The following is a 16,317-nucleotide window of genomic DNA, read 5'->3' as shown; positions in this document are numbered from 1 at the left end:
TTTTTTAGTAAATTGTATAGGGTTATTTCTTTTCAAGTAATGCCATATAAAATCCGTCAAAACCAGATTTGTAGGCTAATACTTTTTTATCTTTTACAAAGGTGAATTCTTTTCCTGCTTCTGAAGTTAAGAATTTTTCAACTTGTTTCTGATTTTCTGATGGCAATACAGAGCAGGTTGCATATACCATTTTTCCGCCAGACTTAACCATTTTAGAGTATTGTTCTAAAACTTCAGCTTGCGTTTGTTTAATATTCTCAATGAATTCTGGTTGGAGTTTCCATTTGGCATCCGGATTACGTCGTAAAACTCCTAATCCAGAACAAGGTGCGTCAATTAATAATCGATCGGCTTTTCCGTGTAATTTCTTAATCGGTTTTGTAGAATCTATGACTTTCATTTCAATATTATGAACCCCATTTCTACGTGCTCTAATTTTGAGTTTTTTCAATTTACTTTCGTAAATATCCATGGCAATGACTTGACCTTTGTTTTCCATTAGGGATGCCAAGTGTAATGTTTTTCCGCCTGCACCAGCACAAACATCTACGACTTTCATGCCTGGTTTTACGTCTAAATAATCGGCAACTAATTGTGAAGAGGCATCTTGCACTTCAAACCAACCATTTTTAAAAGCTTCAGTAACAAAAACGTTGGCACGTTCTTTTAATTTTAATGCAGAAGGATGATTTGGTAAAACCTCAGTTTCAATATTTTCAGATTCTAACTTGAGCTGTAAATCTTTTTTAGTCGTTTTTAACGTATTGACCCTAAGAACAACATCAGCTTGCTCGTTTTGCTTGGCGATTTCTTTTGTCCATTCAGCTTCGCCTAATTCAGCCACACCTAATTCATCTATCCAATCTGGAATAGATTCGCGGAATTTTCTGATTTTAGATAACTCGTCAAAACGCCCTTTTATTTTTCGGGTTGGAGTCTCTGTAAAGTATTTCCAATCTGGTAATTTAATACCTTTTAGTGTTGCCCAAACCGCAAATAGTCTCCATAAATTATCTCTGTCGTATGGTGCTTTTACATCCGCAATTTCAGCATAAAGTCTTTGGTAACGTACTATGGTGTATACCGTTTCAGCAACAAAACCTCTGTCTCGGCTTCCCCAACGTTTATCGCGTTTTAATAATTGTTGTATGACTTTGTCTGCGTATTCACCTTCATTAAAGATAAGGTGTAAGCCGTCAATTACGGCAAAGCATAAATTTCTATGTAATCTCATTGTTTTAGTATTCAGTATGCAGTGTCAGTTTTTTAGTTGTGTACGTAAAAAACGAACGTGCAAAGGTAAGCATTTGTTTATTTGTTAGAATGAATAACTGTTATTTTGTTAAGCTTTTCTATTTTTAGGGAAAATTGAAGGGTATGAGATTATTTATCGTTTGCATTTTATTTATTGGGTTTTATTCTTGTAAAATAGAAGAACCAATAAAAGTTAGGAATATTTCTAAGGTTCAAATTGAATCTTTACTACAAGACTCATTATTGAATGTTAGGGCAATAGAAATTTCAAATAACAGGATATGGTTTGCTGGTTCGGATGGCTATACAGGTAATTGGAATTTGTTAGAACTAGACTCTCTAGTGAATGGCTCTAATGTTTTTAAACGATATGAAGAGCTAACTCATAATTATGATGGAAACATTTTTAGAAATATGAATAGCGACACAACTGGTTATGAATTAAGAGGTATTAAAAAAAATGATGATGCACTTTTTACTATCACAGCTGGAAGTCCTGCTATTTTAACTAAATATAATTCTAATAATAGAGAAATAGTCTACCAAGAAAATCATCCAAAAGCCTTCTACGATTCTATGGAATTCTGGAACGACCAAGAAGGCATTGCCATTGGAGACCCAACAGAAGACTGTATGAGTATCATCATTACAAGAGACGGAGGTGAAACATGGACAAAATTATCTTGCAACGATTTACCAAAAGCCAAAGAAGGCGAAGCGGCTTTTGCAGCGAGCGATACTAATATTGCTATAGTTGGAGATCATACTTGGGTGGCGACAGGAGGAAAAGCTAGTCGAGTAATGTACTCACCAGATAGAGGAAAGACTTGGGAAGTTTATGAAACACCAATTATTCAAGGTGTAGAAACCACTGGTATATATTCTATAGATTTTTACGACGACAATATTGGATTCGCGATTGGAGGTGATTATACCAAGCCTAACGATGCATTAAGCAATAAGATTAGAACCAGCGACGGTGGAAAAACGTGGCAAGTTGTCGCTAACGGAAAAGGACCAGGTTATAGAAGTTGTGTACAATATATTCCTAATAGTCGCGGAAAAGAATTAGTCGCTGTTGGATTTAAAGGTATTGATTACAGTAATAATTCAGGTGATACTTGGAAACATTTGAGTGATGAAGGCTTTTACACCATTCGGTTTTTAAATGATTCTGTGGCTTATGCAGCAGGAAAAGGTAGCATTAGTAAATTGACTTTTAGTGAATAAAAAAAGGAAACCGTTATGGCTTCCTTTTTTGATGTTTTGTTATCGATTGCGTTTGGATCCGCCGTGACGTTTTTTGTACTCTTCAAACAACTTTTGTTTAAAGGAACGCTCAGCCTGATATAGCTTAATGATTTTTTTAGCCGGAAGAACGTCTAGCAGTTCACTAAGCATTTTTGAATGTAATTCTACTTTTTGTTTTTCAATCTTTTCCATATTCAACAACAGTGATTTAGCTTCACTTTCTGATAATTCATCAGGATTTATGGATTTACGTCTAATTGTAGATTGTTCTTTTAACTTATCTTCTGCATCTTCATTAGCATTATAGATTGGCCAAAATTTTTGAGCTTCAGCTTCAGTTAAATTCATTTGTTCTGTAATATGAGCTATTTTTAAAGCTTTAATCTTGTCTTTATCTATCCGTTGTGCAAATGCATTTGCAGAAACAAATAAAGCTAGCAGTATTAATTGTAATGTTTTACTCATGGCAATTTTATTTACAATATTGAATTCGTATTTTTTCTTTGAAAAGGTCATAATTATTATTCTAGAATGAGATCTTCTGGGTCTATATGTTCTAAATATTGATTTAGGGTTTCATCTGATATATTAACGTCAATAAAGTCTGATTCTGAAATATCATTAGAATTAAACAATGTTGCAAAATCATCATTGCTATATTCGTTTTGATATAAAAACGTTTCAATACTTGAGGTTTCTATTGTGTCGAGAGTAATAGTATCCGTATTAAACACTAAACTAAATAATAGTACAATACTCGCTGCTATACCAGTGAGATAATATAGTGTGCGTTTTGGTTTTAATTGAATTACAGGTGGTTCTTGTTTATCTTGAAGTTGGTCTAAAACTTTACCTTCTATGGTATCAAAATAATTTTCAGGAACAGAATAACCTGACTTTTCTGAGGCTTCAATAGCTTCTTTTTCATTTAAGCGTTCAAAAAAATCAGCTTCAAACGACTCAAAATAATGTTTTGGCGTCTTAAAACCTGAGGTTGTAATGTTATGTAACTTATTTTTTTTCATGTTGTCTTTCCTACTATTTCGGAAATCTTTTAATCTGTTTTCTATCAATAAGACTTCAAATTGTCTACATGGTTTAATCTGAGGTTAAAAAGGCTTCAATTTTTTTAGCTGCAATATGATAAGAAGCTTTTAAAGCTCCTTCACTTGTGTCTAATATTTCAGCCATATCTTTATATTTTAAATCATCAAAATAGCGCATATTAAATACCAGTTGCTGTTTTTCTGGTAAGGTTACGATTGCTTTTTGTAATTTTAGTTGAATGTCATCACCTTCAAAATATACATCTGCACGCAAATTGTTAATTGCTCTTGTTTGATGCTCTTCATTGCTAATCTGTAAGCGCTTCGCATTTTTATTTATTAATGTGATTGCTTCGTTTGTAGCAATACGATATAACCAAGAAAATAATTGACTTTCGCCTTTAAATTTATCAATGCTACGATACACTTTTATGAATGTATTCTGAAGCGCATCATCTGCATCATCATGATTAATTACAATTTTACGAATATGCCAATACAAGCGTTCTTTATAGAGTTGTAATAATTCTCTATATGCGGCTTCTTTGGTTAAAGGGTTTTTTAAACGCGTTATAAACTCCGATTCGTTTATCAAGTCAATTTCTTTGTTAGTAAGACCCTGTAAAATACTAAAAGTTTAATTGGCTCTTTTTTTTATTAATTATGTGGTATTTAGTTGTTGTTGGTAATCAGTGTTTTACGACAAATAAAATCGACAAAGAGTAAAAATAAACGACAAAATACATATTTTTCTTGTCGGATACTATTATTTATTATATGTTTGTCACAGCTTAACCTATTTGGTAGTTATCAGTTCCCCAAACCTGATAATTAAAAAAAGAAAGGATGTCTTTAAATATACATCCTTTTTTTGTTTTTAAAACGTCGTAATTATTTGATTTTAAATAGATATCTAACCTTTACTCAAAACTCTGCATTTCAACGAGCTTTTTATAAACTCCATTTTTAGACATAAGTTCTAAATGGGTGCCTTGTTCTGCGATTTCTCCTTTTTGCATTACTACAATTTGGTCTGCATTTTGGATGGTAGATAATCGGTGAGCAATAACAACCGATGTTCTGTTCTTCATCATATTTTCAAGCGCATCTTGTACTAATCGTTCACTTTCAGTATCTAAAGCCGAAGTGGCTTCGTCTAAAATCATAATTGGTGGATTTTTAAGCACAGCTCTTGCGATACTTAAACGTTGTTGCTGACCACCAGATAATTTACCACCTGAATCTCCAATATTAGTATCAATACCATGAGGTAAGTCTTTAACAAACTCCCAAGCGTTGGCAATTTTTAAAGCTTCAATGATTTCGTCGTCAGTAGCATTTTCTTTTCCTAAGAGAAGGTTGTTTTTAATGCTATCATTAAATAGAATAGAATCTTGAGTTACTAATCCCATTAGGCTTCTAAGAGAGTATTTTGTAATGTCTTTTATGTTTTCACCATCAATAGAAATACTTCCTTCATTTACATCGTAAAACCTTGTCACGAGATTAGCAATTGTACTTTTCCCACTTCCAGATTGCCCAACTAAAGCTACGCTTTTTCCTTTTGGAACTTGAAGTGTGAAGTTTTTAAGGACTAAGTCATCGTCGTATTTAAAAGAAATATTGTCTAGTTTTATTTCTGAATTGAAATCTGTTTTTGAAATTGCATCTACGTTATCTTCAAGAGGTGATGGTGTTTCTAAAATTTCGAGAACACGATCTGCTGCTGCATTTCCAGCTTTTACTTTGTAACTAGCTTTACTGATGGCTTTGGCTGGAGTTAAAATTTGGTACGCTAAAGCCATATAGGTTATAAATGCACCTCCAGAAAGACTGTTCTCTATTAAAACCATACTGCCTCCGTACCATAAAAGCGCAGCAATAGTTGCGATACCTAAAAACTCACTTGCAGGTGACGCCAAATTTTGACGGTTCATTAATACATTAGAGAAATTGTAAAACCGATTTGTAGATTCTTGAAACTTGGTATTAAATCGTTTTTCGGAATTAAACCCTTTAATCACTTTCAAACCACTTAGAGTTTCTTCTAAAGTTGAAAGAAACACACCTTGCTCTGTTTGAACACGATTCGATTTTTTCTTTAGACTTTTTCCGATTCTAGAAATAATCAAACCAGCTATTGGAATAAATAGAAACACAAATATTGTAAGTTTCATTGAAATTGTAAACATTGTTACAATAGCAAAAACAATGGTTAAGGGTTCTTTTACAATGAGTTCTAGTATGGCTAATAAAGAGTTTTTCACCTCATTTACATCACCAGAAATTCGAGCAATAATATCTCCTTTTTTCTTTTCTGAATAATAAGAGATAGGTAAGGTCATTACTTTATCGTAAATTGAGTTCCTGAGATCTTTTAAAACGCCATTTCTTAAAAAAGTAATGAAAAAGAGCGCTAAATAATTAAAAATATTTTTAAGTAAAAATAAACTTATGATTAAGATAATCATATAAAGTAAGGTTTGTTGAGGACCATCACTTTCGTTTGTTGTTGTTACAAAATAATTTAAATAATCTTCGCCATAAGATTTTAAATCTCTTATACCATTATATACAGGTTTTGTGTTTAATTTTTCGGTTTCACCAAACAATACATTAATCATAGGCATTAATGATACCATTGCTAATGTACTAAATAAGGCATATAGAACATTAAAAAAAACGTTGAGGTAACCATATCGTTTATACGGAACAATAAACCGAGATAACTTCTTTATATAATCCATTAATTACAAATTCAAATCCTTGAGGATAGCATCAATTCTATCTCCCAATAACTGCTCCGTTTTTGCAAATTCTGACGTATTGTCAAGGTCAGCATTTACACTTATATAGAATTTTATTTTTGGTTCTGTACCGCTTGGTCGTAGTGCTATCTTACTACCATTTTCAGTATAATAAATTAAGACATTAGATTTTGGAATATCAATAGTGGTTTCCTCCTGGGTTTGTAGATTTTTAGAAATAGACAATTGATAATCTTCAATTAACACTACTTTTTCGCCGTTGATTTCTTTTAGTGGATTTTCTCTAGCATCAACCATCATTTGCTTAATTTCTTGTGCTCCTTCAATTCCTTTTTTTGTTAAAGCAACTAAATGCTCTTTAAAGAAACCGTGTTCAATATACATGTCGATTAATTCTTGGTATAAGGTTTTACCATTAGCTTTTGCCTGAGCGGCAATTTCACAAGCTAAAAGGGTAGACGTGACAGCATCTTTATCGCGTACAAAATCACCAACCATATAACCAAAACTTTCTTCACCACCTCCAATAAAATCCATTGTTGGGAAGTCTTTAATCATTTTCGCAATCCACTTAAACCCAGTAAGACCTATTTTGCATTCTACATCATAAGCATTTGCTAAAACAGACATCATTGGAGTAGAAACAATAGTAGAACCTACAAATTGATTACCATTAATTTTTCCTTCTTTTTTCCATTGTTTTAATAGAAAATTAGTCATTAATAACATGGCTTGGTTACCATTAAGAATTACTAATTCATTTTCTAAGTTTCTTACAACTACACCTAAACGATCACAGTCTGGGTCTGTACCAATAACAATATCACCATTGACTTTTTCGGCCAATTCCATGGCCATTTTTAATGCTGCAGGCTCCTCTGGATTTGGAGAAACAACCGTTGGAAAATCTCCATTAGGCACACGTTGCTCTTCAACAATATTAACATTTGTATAGCCAGCACGTTTCAAGGTTTCTGGTATCGCTGTAATGGATGTTCCGTGTAGAGAGGTAAACACAATGTTTAAATCTTGTCTCGCAGCTTCCGATGTATCAAAACTTCCATTTTTTACGGAAGCATCAATGAATACATCATCAACGTCTTTTCCTATATATTGAATTAAATCGGAGTTAGCTTCAAACTTAATTTCAGAATAATCTAAGCGATTAATTTCGGCTATTACAGCGGAATCTTGTGGTGGAACTAATTGACCTCCATCTTGCCAATACACTTTATATCCATTGTATTCTGGCGGATTATGAGATGCTGTTAAAACAATACCACAATGACAATTTAAATGCTTTAAGGCGAAAGATAATTCTGGTGTTGGTCTTAGTTCTTCAAATAAATAAACTTTAATGCCATTGGCAGAAAATACATCTGCTACTAGCTTTCCAAAGGTCTGGCTATTATGTCTGCAATCATATGCAATTGCAACTTTTATGTCTTCATTAGGAAAGGATTGTTTTAAATAGTTACTTAAGCCCTGTGTATTTTTTCCTAGCGTATATTTATTGATTCGGTTGGTGCCAAGTCCCATAATACCTCGCATTCCACCAGTTCCAAATTCTAGATCCTTATAAAAACTCTCTTCTAATTCTTTAGGGTTAGACGCAATCATGTGCTTTATTTCCTTTTGAGAATCTTCATCAAATGTTGGTGTCAACCACGAGTTTACGCGTTCTAAAATTTCAGGTTTAATATGTGTCATGGATAAAATGGATTTATTAACAAAAATAAACAATTCAATAGATTGAGTGTGTCTTGTGGTGCAATAAAATTAGCCTAATTAAGACAAGTTCAAGTTTTCTTTTATGAAATAGCGTTGTTGCTTACGATTAGTTCGCAGAACAAGTTCGCCTAAAAAGCCTGCGATAAATAATTGCGAACCAATAATCATAGTCGTTAAGGCAATGTAGAATTGCGGACGTTCTGTTATGAGTCGACCTGTAGGGTTTAGAAACAATTTATCGATACCTAAATAAGTCGCAAAACAGAATCCAATAAAAAACATAATAACACCAAGTGCACCAAATAAATGCATTGGTCTTTTTCCAAAGTGAGAAATAAACCAAATGGTAATCAAATCTAAAAATCCGTTTATAAAACGATTCATTCCAAATTTTGTGTGGCCATATTTACGTGCTTGGTGTTGTACAACTTTTTCACCAATAGAAGTAAAACCTGCATTTTTTGCCAATACAGGAATATAACGATGCATTTCACCGTAGACATCAATATGTTTCACAACAATGTTGCTGTACGCTTTTAAACCACAATTAAAATCATTTAAAATAACACCTGAAGTTCGTCTTGCTGCCCAATTAAATAATTTTGAAGGTAAATTTTTAGAAAAATAAGAATCGTAACGTTTCTTTTTCCAGCCAGAAACAAGATCATACTTATCAGCTTTTATCATTTTGAAGAGCTCTGGAATTTCTTCAGGATTATCTTGTAAATCCGCATCCATGGTGATAACAACATCACCTTCAGCTTTAGCAAAGCCAGCATGTAAAGCTTGTGATTTTCCAAAATTTTTAAGGAACTTAATGCCTTTTACATTTGGGTTAATTTCTGCTAGTTCAGTGATAATTTGCCATGACTTATCAGTACTACCATCATCTATAAAAAGAATTTCGTAAGAAAATTGATTAGGTAGCATCACAGAAACTATCCAATCGTGTAATTCTTTTAAAGATTCCTCTTCGTTAAGTAGTGGAATTACTACTGATATATCCATAGGGTTTAGGTCTAATTTCTACATTTCAAATGTAAAGAAATTATTTAAGCTTCGTGCGGATCTTTCTTTTTTGTAACAGCGGCAACAATAAGACCTATAACACTAAAACCTAAAAGTTGATAAGCAGTAGTTTTTATAGTATTTCCTATAGAGAAAAAACTCTCTTCTTTTTGAATTTGCGCCATAGCCTCATCTATAGATTGTTGTGGTGCACCAAACCTTTCCATCATCGCTAATTGATTGTCTATTATTTTTTCTTGCAATATTGTGGCAGCTTCGGCATCTACAATATTAAAAATAACGAAACCTATAACAGCAGGTATTGAGATACCTATAGCAATTGTTATAAAAAAAGCAGTAAAAGCATCTTTGAAACTAATAAAACCTCCTAAGAGTTTTTTTGCTTTTATTGAAGATACAATTCCAAAAATAATAACGAGTAGCATTTGGCCAATACCAAACCACCATTGCGTAAATAAATCAAGGTAGACAGCATAGCCGATTATAGTAAAAGATGACAGTATAAGTGCTAAATATAAGCCGTTATTAACAGCTGAAGACTTCAAAGATTTGTCCATAATATGGTTAGGTTTTTGGTTAATTAACTAGTTAGTAGTCAAAGTTACATAAATGTTACATATATTTACTAAATAAAATTTATCAAAAAGATTGTAGATTTATAAAAATTGGTTAAATTTGCACCTCGAAAAATCGAATATATTTAAAGCATTTAGTGATGAAAGCAGGAATACATCCAGAAAATTATAGAGTAGTAGCGTTTAAAGACATGTCTAACGAAGAGGTGTTTTTAACAAAATCTACAGCAGATACAAATGAAACTATCGATGTAGATGGTACTGAATATCCATTAGTGAAATTGGAGATTTCTAGAACATCTCACCCATTCTATACAGGTAAATCTAAATTAGTAGATACAGCTGGTCGTATTGATAAGTTTAAAAATAAATATGCTAAGTTTAAAAAATAAGCTTTGTATACAAGTATATAAATAGCCTTTCTGATATCAGAGAGGCTTTTTTATTTTAAGCATTTATGCTATTTTTGATATAACAATTAAGATGCATTTGAGAAGAGTAGCTTTCTAAGATACGCTTTAACTTTAAAACCGCACAATGAACTACATATTATTTGATGGTCCTTATCGCAAAAACCTGTTGCCATTTACCTTTACAAGGCCAGTAGCAGATTTAAGAGTAGGTATTTTAACCATACGCCAAAAATGGGAATCTTATATAGAGTATACCACAACAACGGTTACTGAAGATTATTTAGCAGACAAGTTTCCTATGGTAGAAATGGAGAACAACATTATGATTAATGCGTCTTTTCTACCAAATCTCGAAGTTGTAGCAGTTGTAAAAAACTTAAAGCATAATCAAGCGTTGTTTCAAGGTGAAGATGTCATCGCCTTTTTCGTTAAAGAAGGAGAAGAGGTTAACGACTTTTCAACCTTTGAAGCTATAGAGTTTGAAGGTGAGCTATTAAAAATTGAACACACTTGGGATATTTTTGCCTTAAATGGTGAAGCCATAATTGAAGATTTTAATCTAATTACTAAGGATCGACAGTCTCAACCTATTCCCGCAACCATAAACACGATTAATCCAGAAAATATTTTTATCGAAAAAGGGGCAACTTTAAATTTTGCAACACTTAATGCAAGTTCTGGACCAATTTATATAGGAAAAGATGCCGAGGTCATGGAAGGTTCTATCGTTAGAGGCCCTTTTGCCTTATGTCATAATGCGACTTTAAAAATGGCGAGTAAAATTTATGGACCTACAACCGTTGGACCACATAGTAAAGTTGGAGGTGAGGTTAATAACTCAGTGATTTTTGGATATTCAAATAAAGGTCATGATGGCTTTTTAGGAAATTCTGTTTTAGGGGAATGGTGTAATTTAGGTGCAGATACTAACACAAGTAATTTAAAAAACAATTATGCCGAAGTTAGACTTTGGGATTACCAAACCGAAGGCTTTGCGAGAACCGGATTACAATTCTGCGGATTAATGATGGGAGATCATAGTAAATGTGGCATCAATACAATGTTTAATACTGGTACTGTAATTGGAGTAAGTGCTAATATTTTTGGAAGTGGTTTTCCTAGAAATTTTGTGCCAAGTTTTTCTTGGGGAGGAAGTAAAGGCTTTGTAACATATAAAACTGTGAAGGCTTTTGAAGTTGCCGAAGTTGTAATGGGAAGACGTAAAGAAGAATTTACAGAAATTGACAAAGCGATTTTAAATCATGTTTTTGAAGAAACAAAACAGTATAGAAAAGATTAATACCACTACTATTTTTAATGTGTCTTACGTTTTGATGCGTTTTACTGTTTTTAGTTTTTAAGTTCTGATTTTTTAACAGATTTCAGTTCCAGTAAATTGGTTGCGTTAATTCCTAATCCGCTTACGTTTTTTCGAGTAAACCGAACAACTTCGTCATAAAACATAGGCACTATTGGAGCAGAAGCCATAATAAGAGAATCCATTTTTGTGTAAAGCTCTATCCGACGTTCGGAGTCTGTTTCTAAATAGGCAGCTTCATACATTTCATCAAATTCAGCACTCTTAAAATGGGTGTAATTAGGACCATTTGGAGCAAAGTTTTTACTGTAGTATAGTGATAAATAATTTTCTGCATCAGGATAATCGGCTATCCAACTGGCTCTAAAAAAATCTACTTGTCCATTGGCTTTGGCATCTTTTAAGCTTGATGGTGGGATAACATCTACATTAACTAACAAGCCTGTTTTTTGAAGTTCGCGTTGAATAAATTCACAAAAGCTTAAATAATTACTTGTTGTAGTTAAGGTGATTTCCGGATCATTAATTCCTGTTTCAGCTTTAAATTCAGAAACTAATTGTTTTGCTAATTCAGGATCGTAGGTAAAACCAATTGTATCATCATAACCAGGTAGACCTTTAGGAATAAATCCACCACTAGCAGGAATACCTATACCATTTCTCAAATACATCATCATTTTATCACGATCAAATCCTACATTAATTGCTTTTCTCAATTTTAAAGACTGAATGGTATTAACTTTAGTTTCCATGTAAAACGCTAAATATTCAGTATTAAGATATGGACCTCGAATCATACTCACATCGTCTATATAGTTAGTTTTTAACTGGCCAACTGTGGTTAAAATTTCATCTTTATAAGAGGCGTCTAATCCAGATACAAAATCGATATTCCCTTGGGCAAACTGAAGAAATTCACTTTGTTTGTCTGGTAAAAACGTAATAGCAACAGCTTCGAGGTAAGGTAATTGTTGGTTTGTTGCATCTGTTTCGAAATAATGGTTGTTTCGTCTAAAAACCAATTTTAAATTTTCTTCCCATCGTTTAAATTTAAAAGGACCTGTCCCAATAGGATGCGATCTAAAATCATTACCATAATGTTCAACAATTTCTTTCGGAACAACGGAACAATATTTCATGGTAAGTAACCCTAAAAATGCTGGAAATGGTTGCTTTAATTTAATTTGAAACGTTGAGTCATTTACGGCTGAAAATTTAGTCACCTTATTTAAAACCCAACTTCCTGGTGAGGCTATCGTTTCGTCTTTTAATCTATTGAAACTGTATTCAAAATCTGAAGCTGTAACCCTTCTTGTAGAATCTTGGTCAAACAATTCGTGTTTATGAAAAAACACATCGTTTCTAAGGGTAAAATTATAAGTTGTTGCGCTATCTGTAATTGTCCAATTTTTAGCAATAGCCGGCTTTACATTCAATTGATCATCCATCTGAACCAAGCCATTAAATAATTGGTGTGTTGCCCAAATATCCGCCAAATCCTTTGAGAATGCAGGATCTAGAGAACCTATATTTTTGTGTTCGTTATATCTAAAAACAAGATGATCTGGATGTTCGTTTTCATTTGAAGTACAAGAACATACCGTGAAAATGACGACTGTAATAAGTAATCTATTGAATAAGAATGGTGTGAGTTTTAGCATATAACTTATATGTTGTAAATTTGCCAACTTGGTAAAAGTACAAGAATGAATCCAACAAAAAAAGTCGCATTTTATACATTAGGTTGTAAACTTAATTTTTCTGAAACCTCTACAATTGCTAGAAGTTTTAAGGATGAAGGTTTTGATCGTGTAGATTTTAAAGAAACGGCTGATATATATGTGATTAACACCTGTTCGGTAACCGAGAATGCAGACAAGCGTTTTAAAACTATTGTTAAGCATGCTCAAAAAAGTAACCCAGATGCTTTTGTTGCTGCTATTGGTTGTTACGCGCAATTAAAACCAGAAGAATTAGCCGATGTGAACGGAGTAGATTTGGTTTTGGGTGCAACGGAGAAATTTAAAATTACAGATTACTTAAATGACCTAACTAAAAACGATTTTGGTGAAGTGCATTCGTGTGAAATAGAAGATGCCGATTTCTACGTAGGAAGTTATTCTATTGGTGATAGAACTAGAGCATTTTTAAAAGTTCAAGACGGTTGCGATTATAAATGTACGTATTGTACAATTCCGTTAGCAAGAGGTATTTCTCGTAGTGATACAATGGTGAATGTATTACAGAATGCCAAAGAAATTTCAGAAAAAGGGATTAAGGAGATTGTGTTAACTGGGGTAAATATTGGAGACTACGGAAAAGGGGAGTTCGGGAATAAAAAGCACGAACATACCTTTTTAGATTTGGTTAAAGAATTAGATAAGGTTGAAGGCATAGAACGCCTAAGAATTTCTTCAATTGAACCAAATTTATTGAAAAACGAAACGATAGATTTAGTGTCTAACTCTAGAGCTTTTGTTCCTCATTTTCATATACCATTACAAAGTGGAAGTAATGACGTCTTAAAAAAGATGAAGCGTCGCTACATGAAGGAACTGTATGTAGATAGAGTGTCTAAGATAAAAGAAGTGATGCCACATGCTTGTATTGGTGTGGATGTTATTGTTGGTTTTCCTGGTGAAACAGACGATGCTTTTCTTGAAACGTATAACTTTTTGAACGCATTAGATATTTCGTATTTACACGTGTTTCAATATTCAGAACGCGACAATACGGAAGCTGCAGAAATGCCAAATGTGGTCTCTAAAGCAAAACGTGCAAAGCGCAGTAAAATGTTAAGAGGCTTATCAGCTAAAAAACGACGTGCTTTTTATGAAAAACAATTAAACACAGAACGAACTGTATTGTTTGAAAGCGAAAACAAAGAAGGTTACATTCATGGCTTTACAGAAAATTATGTAAAAGTAAAAGCACCTTGGAATCCAGAATTAGTAAATACACTCGAAAACGTGAAATTAACTAAAATTGATGACGATGGTTTGGTTCGTTTTGAATTTCTAAAGGAATTAGCCTTAAAATAGCTTAATTTTTATATTTAATCACACGAATTTTTCTACAAATACCGTATTTCGTTTTATATTTGGTCTTATTAAATTCGTCCACATTGAATAAGATTTTAGCAGTTTGTTTTCTCATTTGTATAATTGGTATGACAACATCGTGTTCAGATGAAAGTGAACACGACATTGTTGGTGTATGGTTGTTAACTACAAGAACTGTTGATATCCCTTTTGATGTTAACCAAGATGGTGAATCTAACACAAATCTCACTAAGGAAATAGACTGTAATAAAGAGGAGACATTAACCTTTAAAAATAATGGTTCTGTTTTTTCTGGAAACGAGTTTTCTAACCCATTACAATACTACAAAGAAGACACTACCAGTGTGTACAGAATTAATTCAGATTGTAATACAGAGGGAATTATAAGTTTTGCGTCAGAATATAACATTACAGATGAGGATACTATTAAAATTTCAGATAGAGTTTATGTGTTGCAACAAAATACCTTAACAACGGTTTATAAAAATGCTGTAGATATTTATAATGAAGATTTTACAGAAGTACTAGAAACTAAAGATTTAACACTTGTTTATACCAAACAATAAACTTAAAAATTAGACATAAAAAAATCCGAAACATATTACGTTTCGGATTTTTTTATATTGTCTAACATCTAGAGTTATATACGAATACCTACAGGAAGCATACGCTTATATTTTCTGTTTCGTCTTACAAATTTTGCGATTTCAGGACTTGTTGGTACCACACTAATGTTTCGTTCTTTAATATTTGCAAAGACTAAATCAATAAAATCTTGTTCAAATTCATCAGACCTTATCGTGTCAGGAATAACCATTTTGGTTAAGAATATCTTTCGTTCTTGCAAAGAATACTCAATAATAGCCATGTCGTTTTCAACCTTTAATTCAAATTGACGCAGGAAGTCATTGTCAGTCAGTTCAGCAGTTTCTGTCATAATTTCTTTATATTAAATTCAGCGGTTGGCGGTGTAGATACTATATTTTATATAGTTTTGCTGTGCAAAGGTAAGTAAAATCAACGAAAGTTTTGCCTTGTCGAGGTTAAAAACCTAGAATTGTAGTTAATTAAGACGTTCAAAATAAAAGTTTTAAGACCAATGAGTGACCAATTGATACATGTTTATTTGATGCCAGGAATGGCTGCAAATCCATCCATATTTGAACATATAAAATTGCCAGAAGATCACTTTCAAATTCATTGGTTAGAGTGGCAGATACCTAATAAAACCGAAACATTAGAGCAATATGCTAAACGGATGTGTCAATGTATTACACACAATAATATAGTTTTGCTCGGTGTATCTTTTGGTGGTATTTTGGTTCAGGAAATGAGCAAGTTTTTAAGCCTCAAGAAATTAATAGTTGTTTCTAGTGTTAAATCGCATCACGAGCTGCCAAAACGATTAAAATTGTTGAAAATCACCAAAGCTTATAAGATTTTGCCAACGTCTCTATTAGGAAATATAGATTTATTAGCTAAATATGCTTTTGGTGAAACTATAAAAAAGCGAGTGGATCTCTATAAGAAGTACCTTTCTGTGAGTGATAAAACCTATTTAGATTGGTCTATAAAACAGGTAGTGTGTTGGGAGCAAGAGAATCCGCATCCTAATGCAATTTATATTCATGGTGATAATGATATGATTTTTACACATTCTTGTGGTGGAGACTGTATTGTAATTAAAGGCGGAACACATATTATGATTATTAATAAATATAAATGGTTTAACGAAAATTTACCAAAACTAATTTTGGATTGAGTTTGAATCCTGTTGTAAGATTGATTACATTTATAAAAAAGAAAACTAATAAAAAGTGCGTACTCTAAAGCATTGTTAATCTGAGCGATGATTGATAATAGTTAAGTC

16 protein-coding genes are annotated in these 16,317 nt (G+C 32.7%); 6 read left to right on the top strand and 10 right to left on the bottom strand.

The window, feature by feature from the left end; genetic code table 11:
- Positions 1–22: 22 nt before the first annotated feature.
- The gene (locus tag K1X16_RS01380) at positions 23–1,234 is read right to left on the bottom strand and encodes an RsmB/NOP family class I SAM-dependent RNA methyltransferase (protein ID WP_195870623.1); all 1,212 of its coding nucleotides are present in this window, start codon (positions 1,232–1,234) and stop codon (positions 23–25) included.
- Between the two features lie 143 nt (positions 1,235–1,377).
- On the opposite strand from K1X16_RS01380, the gene K1X16_RS01375 reads away from it, so the two are divergent.
- The gene (locus K1X16_RS01375; protein WP_225034757.1) at positions 1,378–2,484 is read left to right on the top strand and encodes a WD40/YVTN/BNR-like repeat-containing protein; all 1,107 of its coding nucleotides are present in this window, start codon (positions 1,378–1,380) and stop codon (positions 2,482–2,484) included.
- Between the two features lie 39 nt (positions 2,485–2,523).
- On the opposite strand, the gene K1X16_RS01370 is transcribed toward K1X16_RS01375, so the two are convergent.
- From K1X16_RS01370 to K1X16_RS01340, 7 genes are all read right to left on the bottom strand, one after another.
- A complete protein-coding gene (locus K1X16_RS01370) occupies positions 2,524–2,970 on the bottom strand; it encodes a sensor of ECF-type sigma factor (RefSeq protein ID WP_225034756.1) in 447 nt (148 codons plus the stop codon).
- Between the two features lie 56 nt (positions 2,971–3,026).
- Complete coding sequence (locus K1X16_RS01365; RefSeq protein ID WP_225034755.1) at positions 3,027–3,530, bottom strand: hypothetical protein; 504 nt, start codon at positions 3,528–3,530, stop codon at positions 3,027–3,029.
- Positions 3,531–3,603: 73 nt separating this feature from the next.
- Positions 3,604–4,146 (bottom strand): RNA polymerase sigma factor, encoded by a 543-nt coding sequence (locus tag K1X16_RS01360; protein WP_195870619.1) that lies wholly within the window; start codon positions 4,144–4,146, stop codon positions 3,604–3,606.
- A gap of 325 nt (positions 4,147–4,471) precedes the next feature.
- On the bottom strand, positions 4,472–6,298 hold the full coding sequence (locus tag K1X16_RS01355) for an ABC transporter ATP-binding protein (RefSeq protein WP_225034754.1): 1,827 nt from the start codon (positions 6,296–6,298) through the stop codon (positions 4,472–4,474).
- A gap of 3 nt (positions 6,299–6,301) precedes the next feature.
- The gene (locus tag K1X16_RS01350; RefSeq protein ID WP_225034753.1) at positions 6,302–8,029 is read right to left on the bottom strand and encodes a phospho-sugar mutase; all 1,728 of its coding nucleotides are present in this window, start codon (positions 8,027–8,029) and stop codon (positions 6,302–6,304) included.
- 78 nt (positions 8,030–8,107) lie between these two features.
- A complete protein-coding gene (locus K1X16_RS01345; RefSeq protein ID WP_195870616.1) occupies positions 8,108–9,058 on the bottom strand; it encodes a glycosyltransferase family 2 protein in 951 nt (316 codons plus the stop codon).
- Positions 9,059–9,102: 44 nt separating this feature from the next.
- Positions 9,103–9,636, bottom strand: a complete 534-nt coding sequence (locus K1X16_RS01340) for a DUF4199 domain-containing protein (protein WP_195870615.1) — start codon at positions 9,634–9,636, stop codon at positions 9,103–9,105.
- A 158-nt stretch (positions 9,637–9,794) separates the two neighbouring features.
- On the opposite strand from K1X16_RS01340, the gene K1X16_RS01335 reads away from it, so the two are divergent.
- Positions 9,795–10,046 (top strand): type B 50S ribosomal protein L31, encoded by a 252-nt coding sequence (locus K1X16_RS01335; RefSeq protein ID WP_173280421.1) that lies wholly within the window; start codon positions 9,795–9,797, stop codon positions 10,044–10,046.
- A 145-nt stretch (positions 10,047–10,191) separates the two neighbouring features.
- The gene (locus tag K1X16_RS01330) at positions 10,192–11,367 is read left to right on the top strand and encodes a GlmU family protein (protein ID WP_225034752.1); all 1,176 of its coding nucleotides are present in this window, start codon (positions 10,192–10,194) and stop codon (positions 11,365–11,367) included.
- Between the two features lie 50 nt (positions 11,368–11,417).
- Here the strand turns inward: K1X16_RS01330 and K1X16_RS01325 are convergent, their stop codons facing one another.
- Positions 11,418–13,046, bottom strand: coding sequence for an ABC transporter substrate-binding protein (locus tag K1X16_RS01325; RefSeq protein ID WP_225034751.1), 1,629 nt, complete (start codon positions 13,044–13,046; stop codon positions 11,418–11,420).
- A gap of 45 nt (positions 13,047–13,091) precedes the next feature.
- Between K1X16_RS01325 and mtaB the strand changes: the two genes are divergently transcribed.
- Positions 13,092–14,426 (top strand): tRNA (N(6)-L-threonylcarbamoyladenosine(37)-C(2))-methylthiotransferase MtaB, encoded by a 1,335-nt coding sequence (mtaB, locus tag K1X16_RS01320; RefSeq protein ID WP_225034750.1) that lies wholly within the window; start codon positions 13,092–13,094, stop codon positions 14,424–14,426.
- Positions 14,427–14,509: 83 nt separating this feature from the next.
- A complete protein-coding gene (locus K1X16_RS01315) occupies positions 14,510–15,013 on the top strand; it encodes a hypothetical protein (protein WP_225034749.1) in 504 nt (167 codons plus the stop codon).
- A 74-nt stretch (positions 15,014–15,087) separates the two neighbouring features.
- Here K1X16_RS01315 and K1X16_RS01310 read toward each other — a convergent pair whose 3' ends face one another.
- Positions 15,088–15,384: an N-acetyltransferase gene (locus tag K1X16_RS01310; protein ID WP_195870610.1), complete on the bottom strand. Its 297-nt coding sequence runs from the start codon at positions 15,382–15,384 to the stop codon at positions 15,088–15,090.
- 162 nt (positions 15,385–15,546) lie between these two features.
- Here K1X16_RS01310 and K1X16_RS01305 point away from each other — a divergent pair, with 162 nt between their 5' ends.
- Positions 15,547–16,209, top strand: coding sequence for an alpha/beta hydrolase (locus K1X16_RS01305; RefSeq protein WP_195870609.1), 663 nt, complete (start codon positions 15,547–15,549; stop codon positions 16,207–16,209).
- The last annotated feature ends 108 nt before the right edge of the window (positions 16,210–16,317 follow it).

Source organism: Winogradskyella sp. SM1960, from assembly GCF_020179375.1.
GTDB classification, from domain to species: Bacteria; Bacteroidota; Bacteroidia; order Flavobacteriales; family Flavobacteriaceae; genus Winogradskyella; species Winogradskyella marina.
Note: the sequence above shows the minus strand (reverse complement) of the source record. Positions and strands in the feature narration are given on the sequence as shown.

Bases quoted from the DNA above. Each gene is read 5' to 3' on its own strand.
- K1X16_RS01380 (WP_195870623.1), bottom strand. From the start codon at position 1,234: ATGAGATTACATAGAAATTTATGCTTTGCCGTAATTGACGGCTTACAC.
- K1X16_RS01335 (WP_173280421.1), top strand. From the start codon at position 9,795: ATGAAAGCAGGAATACATCCAGAAAATTATAGAGTAGTAGCGTTTAAA.
- K1X16_RS01305 (WP_195870609.1), top strand. From the start codon at position 15,547: ATGAGTGACCAATTGATACATGTTTATTTGATGCCAGGAATGGCTGCA.
- K1X16_RS01355 (WP_225034754.1), bottom strand. From the start codon at position 6,298: ATGGATTATATAAAGAAGTTATCTCGGTTTATTGTTCCGTATAAACGA.
- K1X16_RS01365 (WP_225034755.1), bottom strand. From the start codon at position 3,530: ATGAAAAAAAATAAGTTACATAACATTACAACCTCAGGTTTTAAGACG.
- K1X16_RS01340 (WP_195870615.1), bottom strand. From the start codon at position 9,636: ATGGACAAATCTTTGAAGTCTTCAGCTGTTAATAACGGCTTATATTTA.
- K1X16_RS01310 (WP_195870610.1), bottom strand. From the start codon at position 15,384: ATGACAGAAACTGCTGAACTGACTGACAATGACTTCCTGCGTCAATTT.
- K1X16_RS01330 (WP_225034752.1), top strand. From the start codon at position 10,192: ATGAACTACATATTATTTGATGGTCCTTATCGCAAAAACCTGTTGCCA.
- K1X16_RS01370 (WP_225034756.1), bottom strand. From the start codon at position 2,970: ATGAGTAAAACATTACAATTAATACTGCTAGCTTTATTTGTTTCTGCA.
- K1X16_RS01345 (WP_195870616.1), bottom strand. From the start codon at position 9,058: ATGGATATATCAGTAGTAATTCCACTACTTAACGAAGAGGAATCTTTA.
- K1X16_RS01375 (WP_225034757.1), top strand. From the start codon at position 1,378: ATGAGATTATTTATCGTTTGCATTTTATTTATTGGGTTTTATTCTTGT.
- K1X16_RS01325 (WP_225034751.1), bottom strand. From the start codon at position 13,046: ATGCTAAAACTCACACCATTCTTATTCAATAGATTACTTATTACAGTC.
- K1X16_RS01350 (WP_225034753.1), bottom strand. From the start codon at position 8,029: ATGACACATATTAAACCTGAAATTTTAGAACGCGTAAACTCGTGGTTG.
- mtaB (WP_225034750.1), top strand. From the start codon at position 13,092: ATGAATCCAACAAAAAAAGTCGCATTTTATACATTAGGTTGTAAACTT.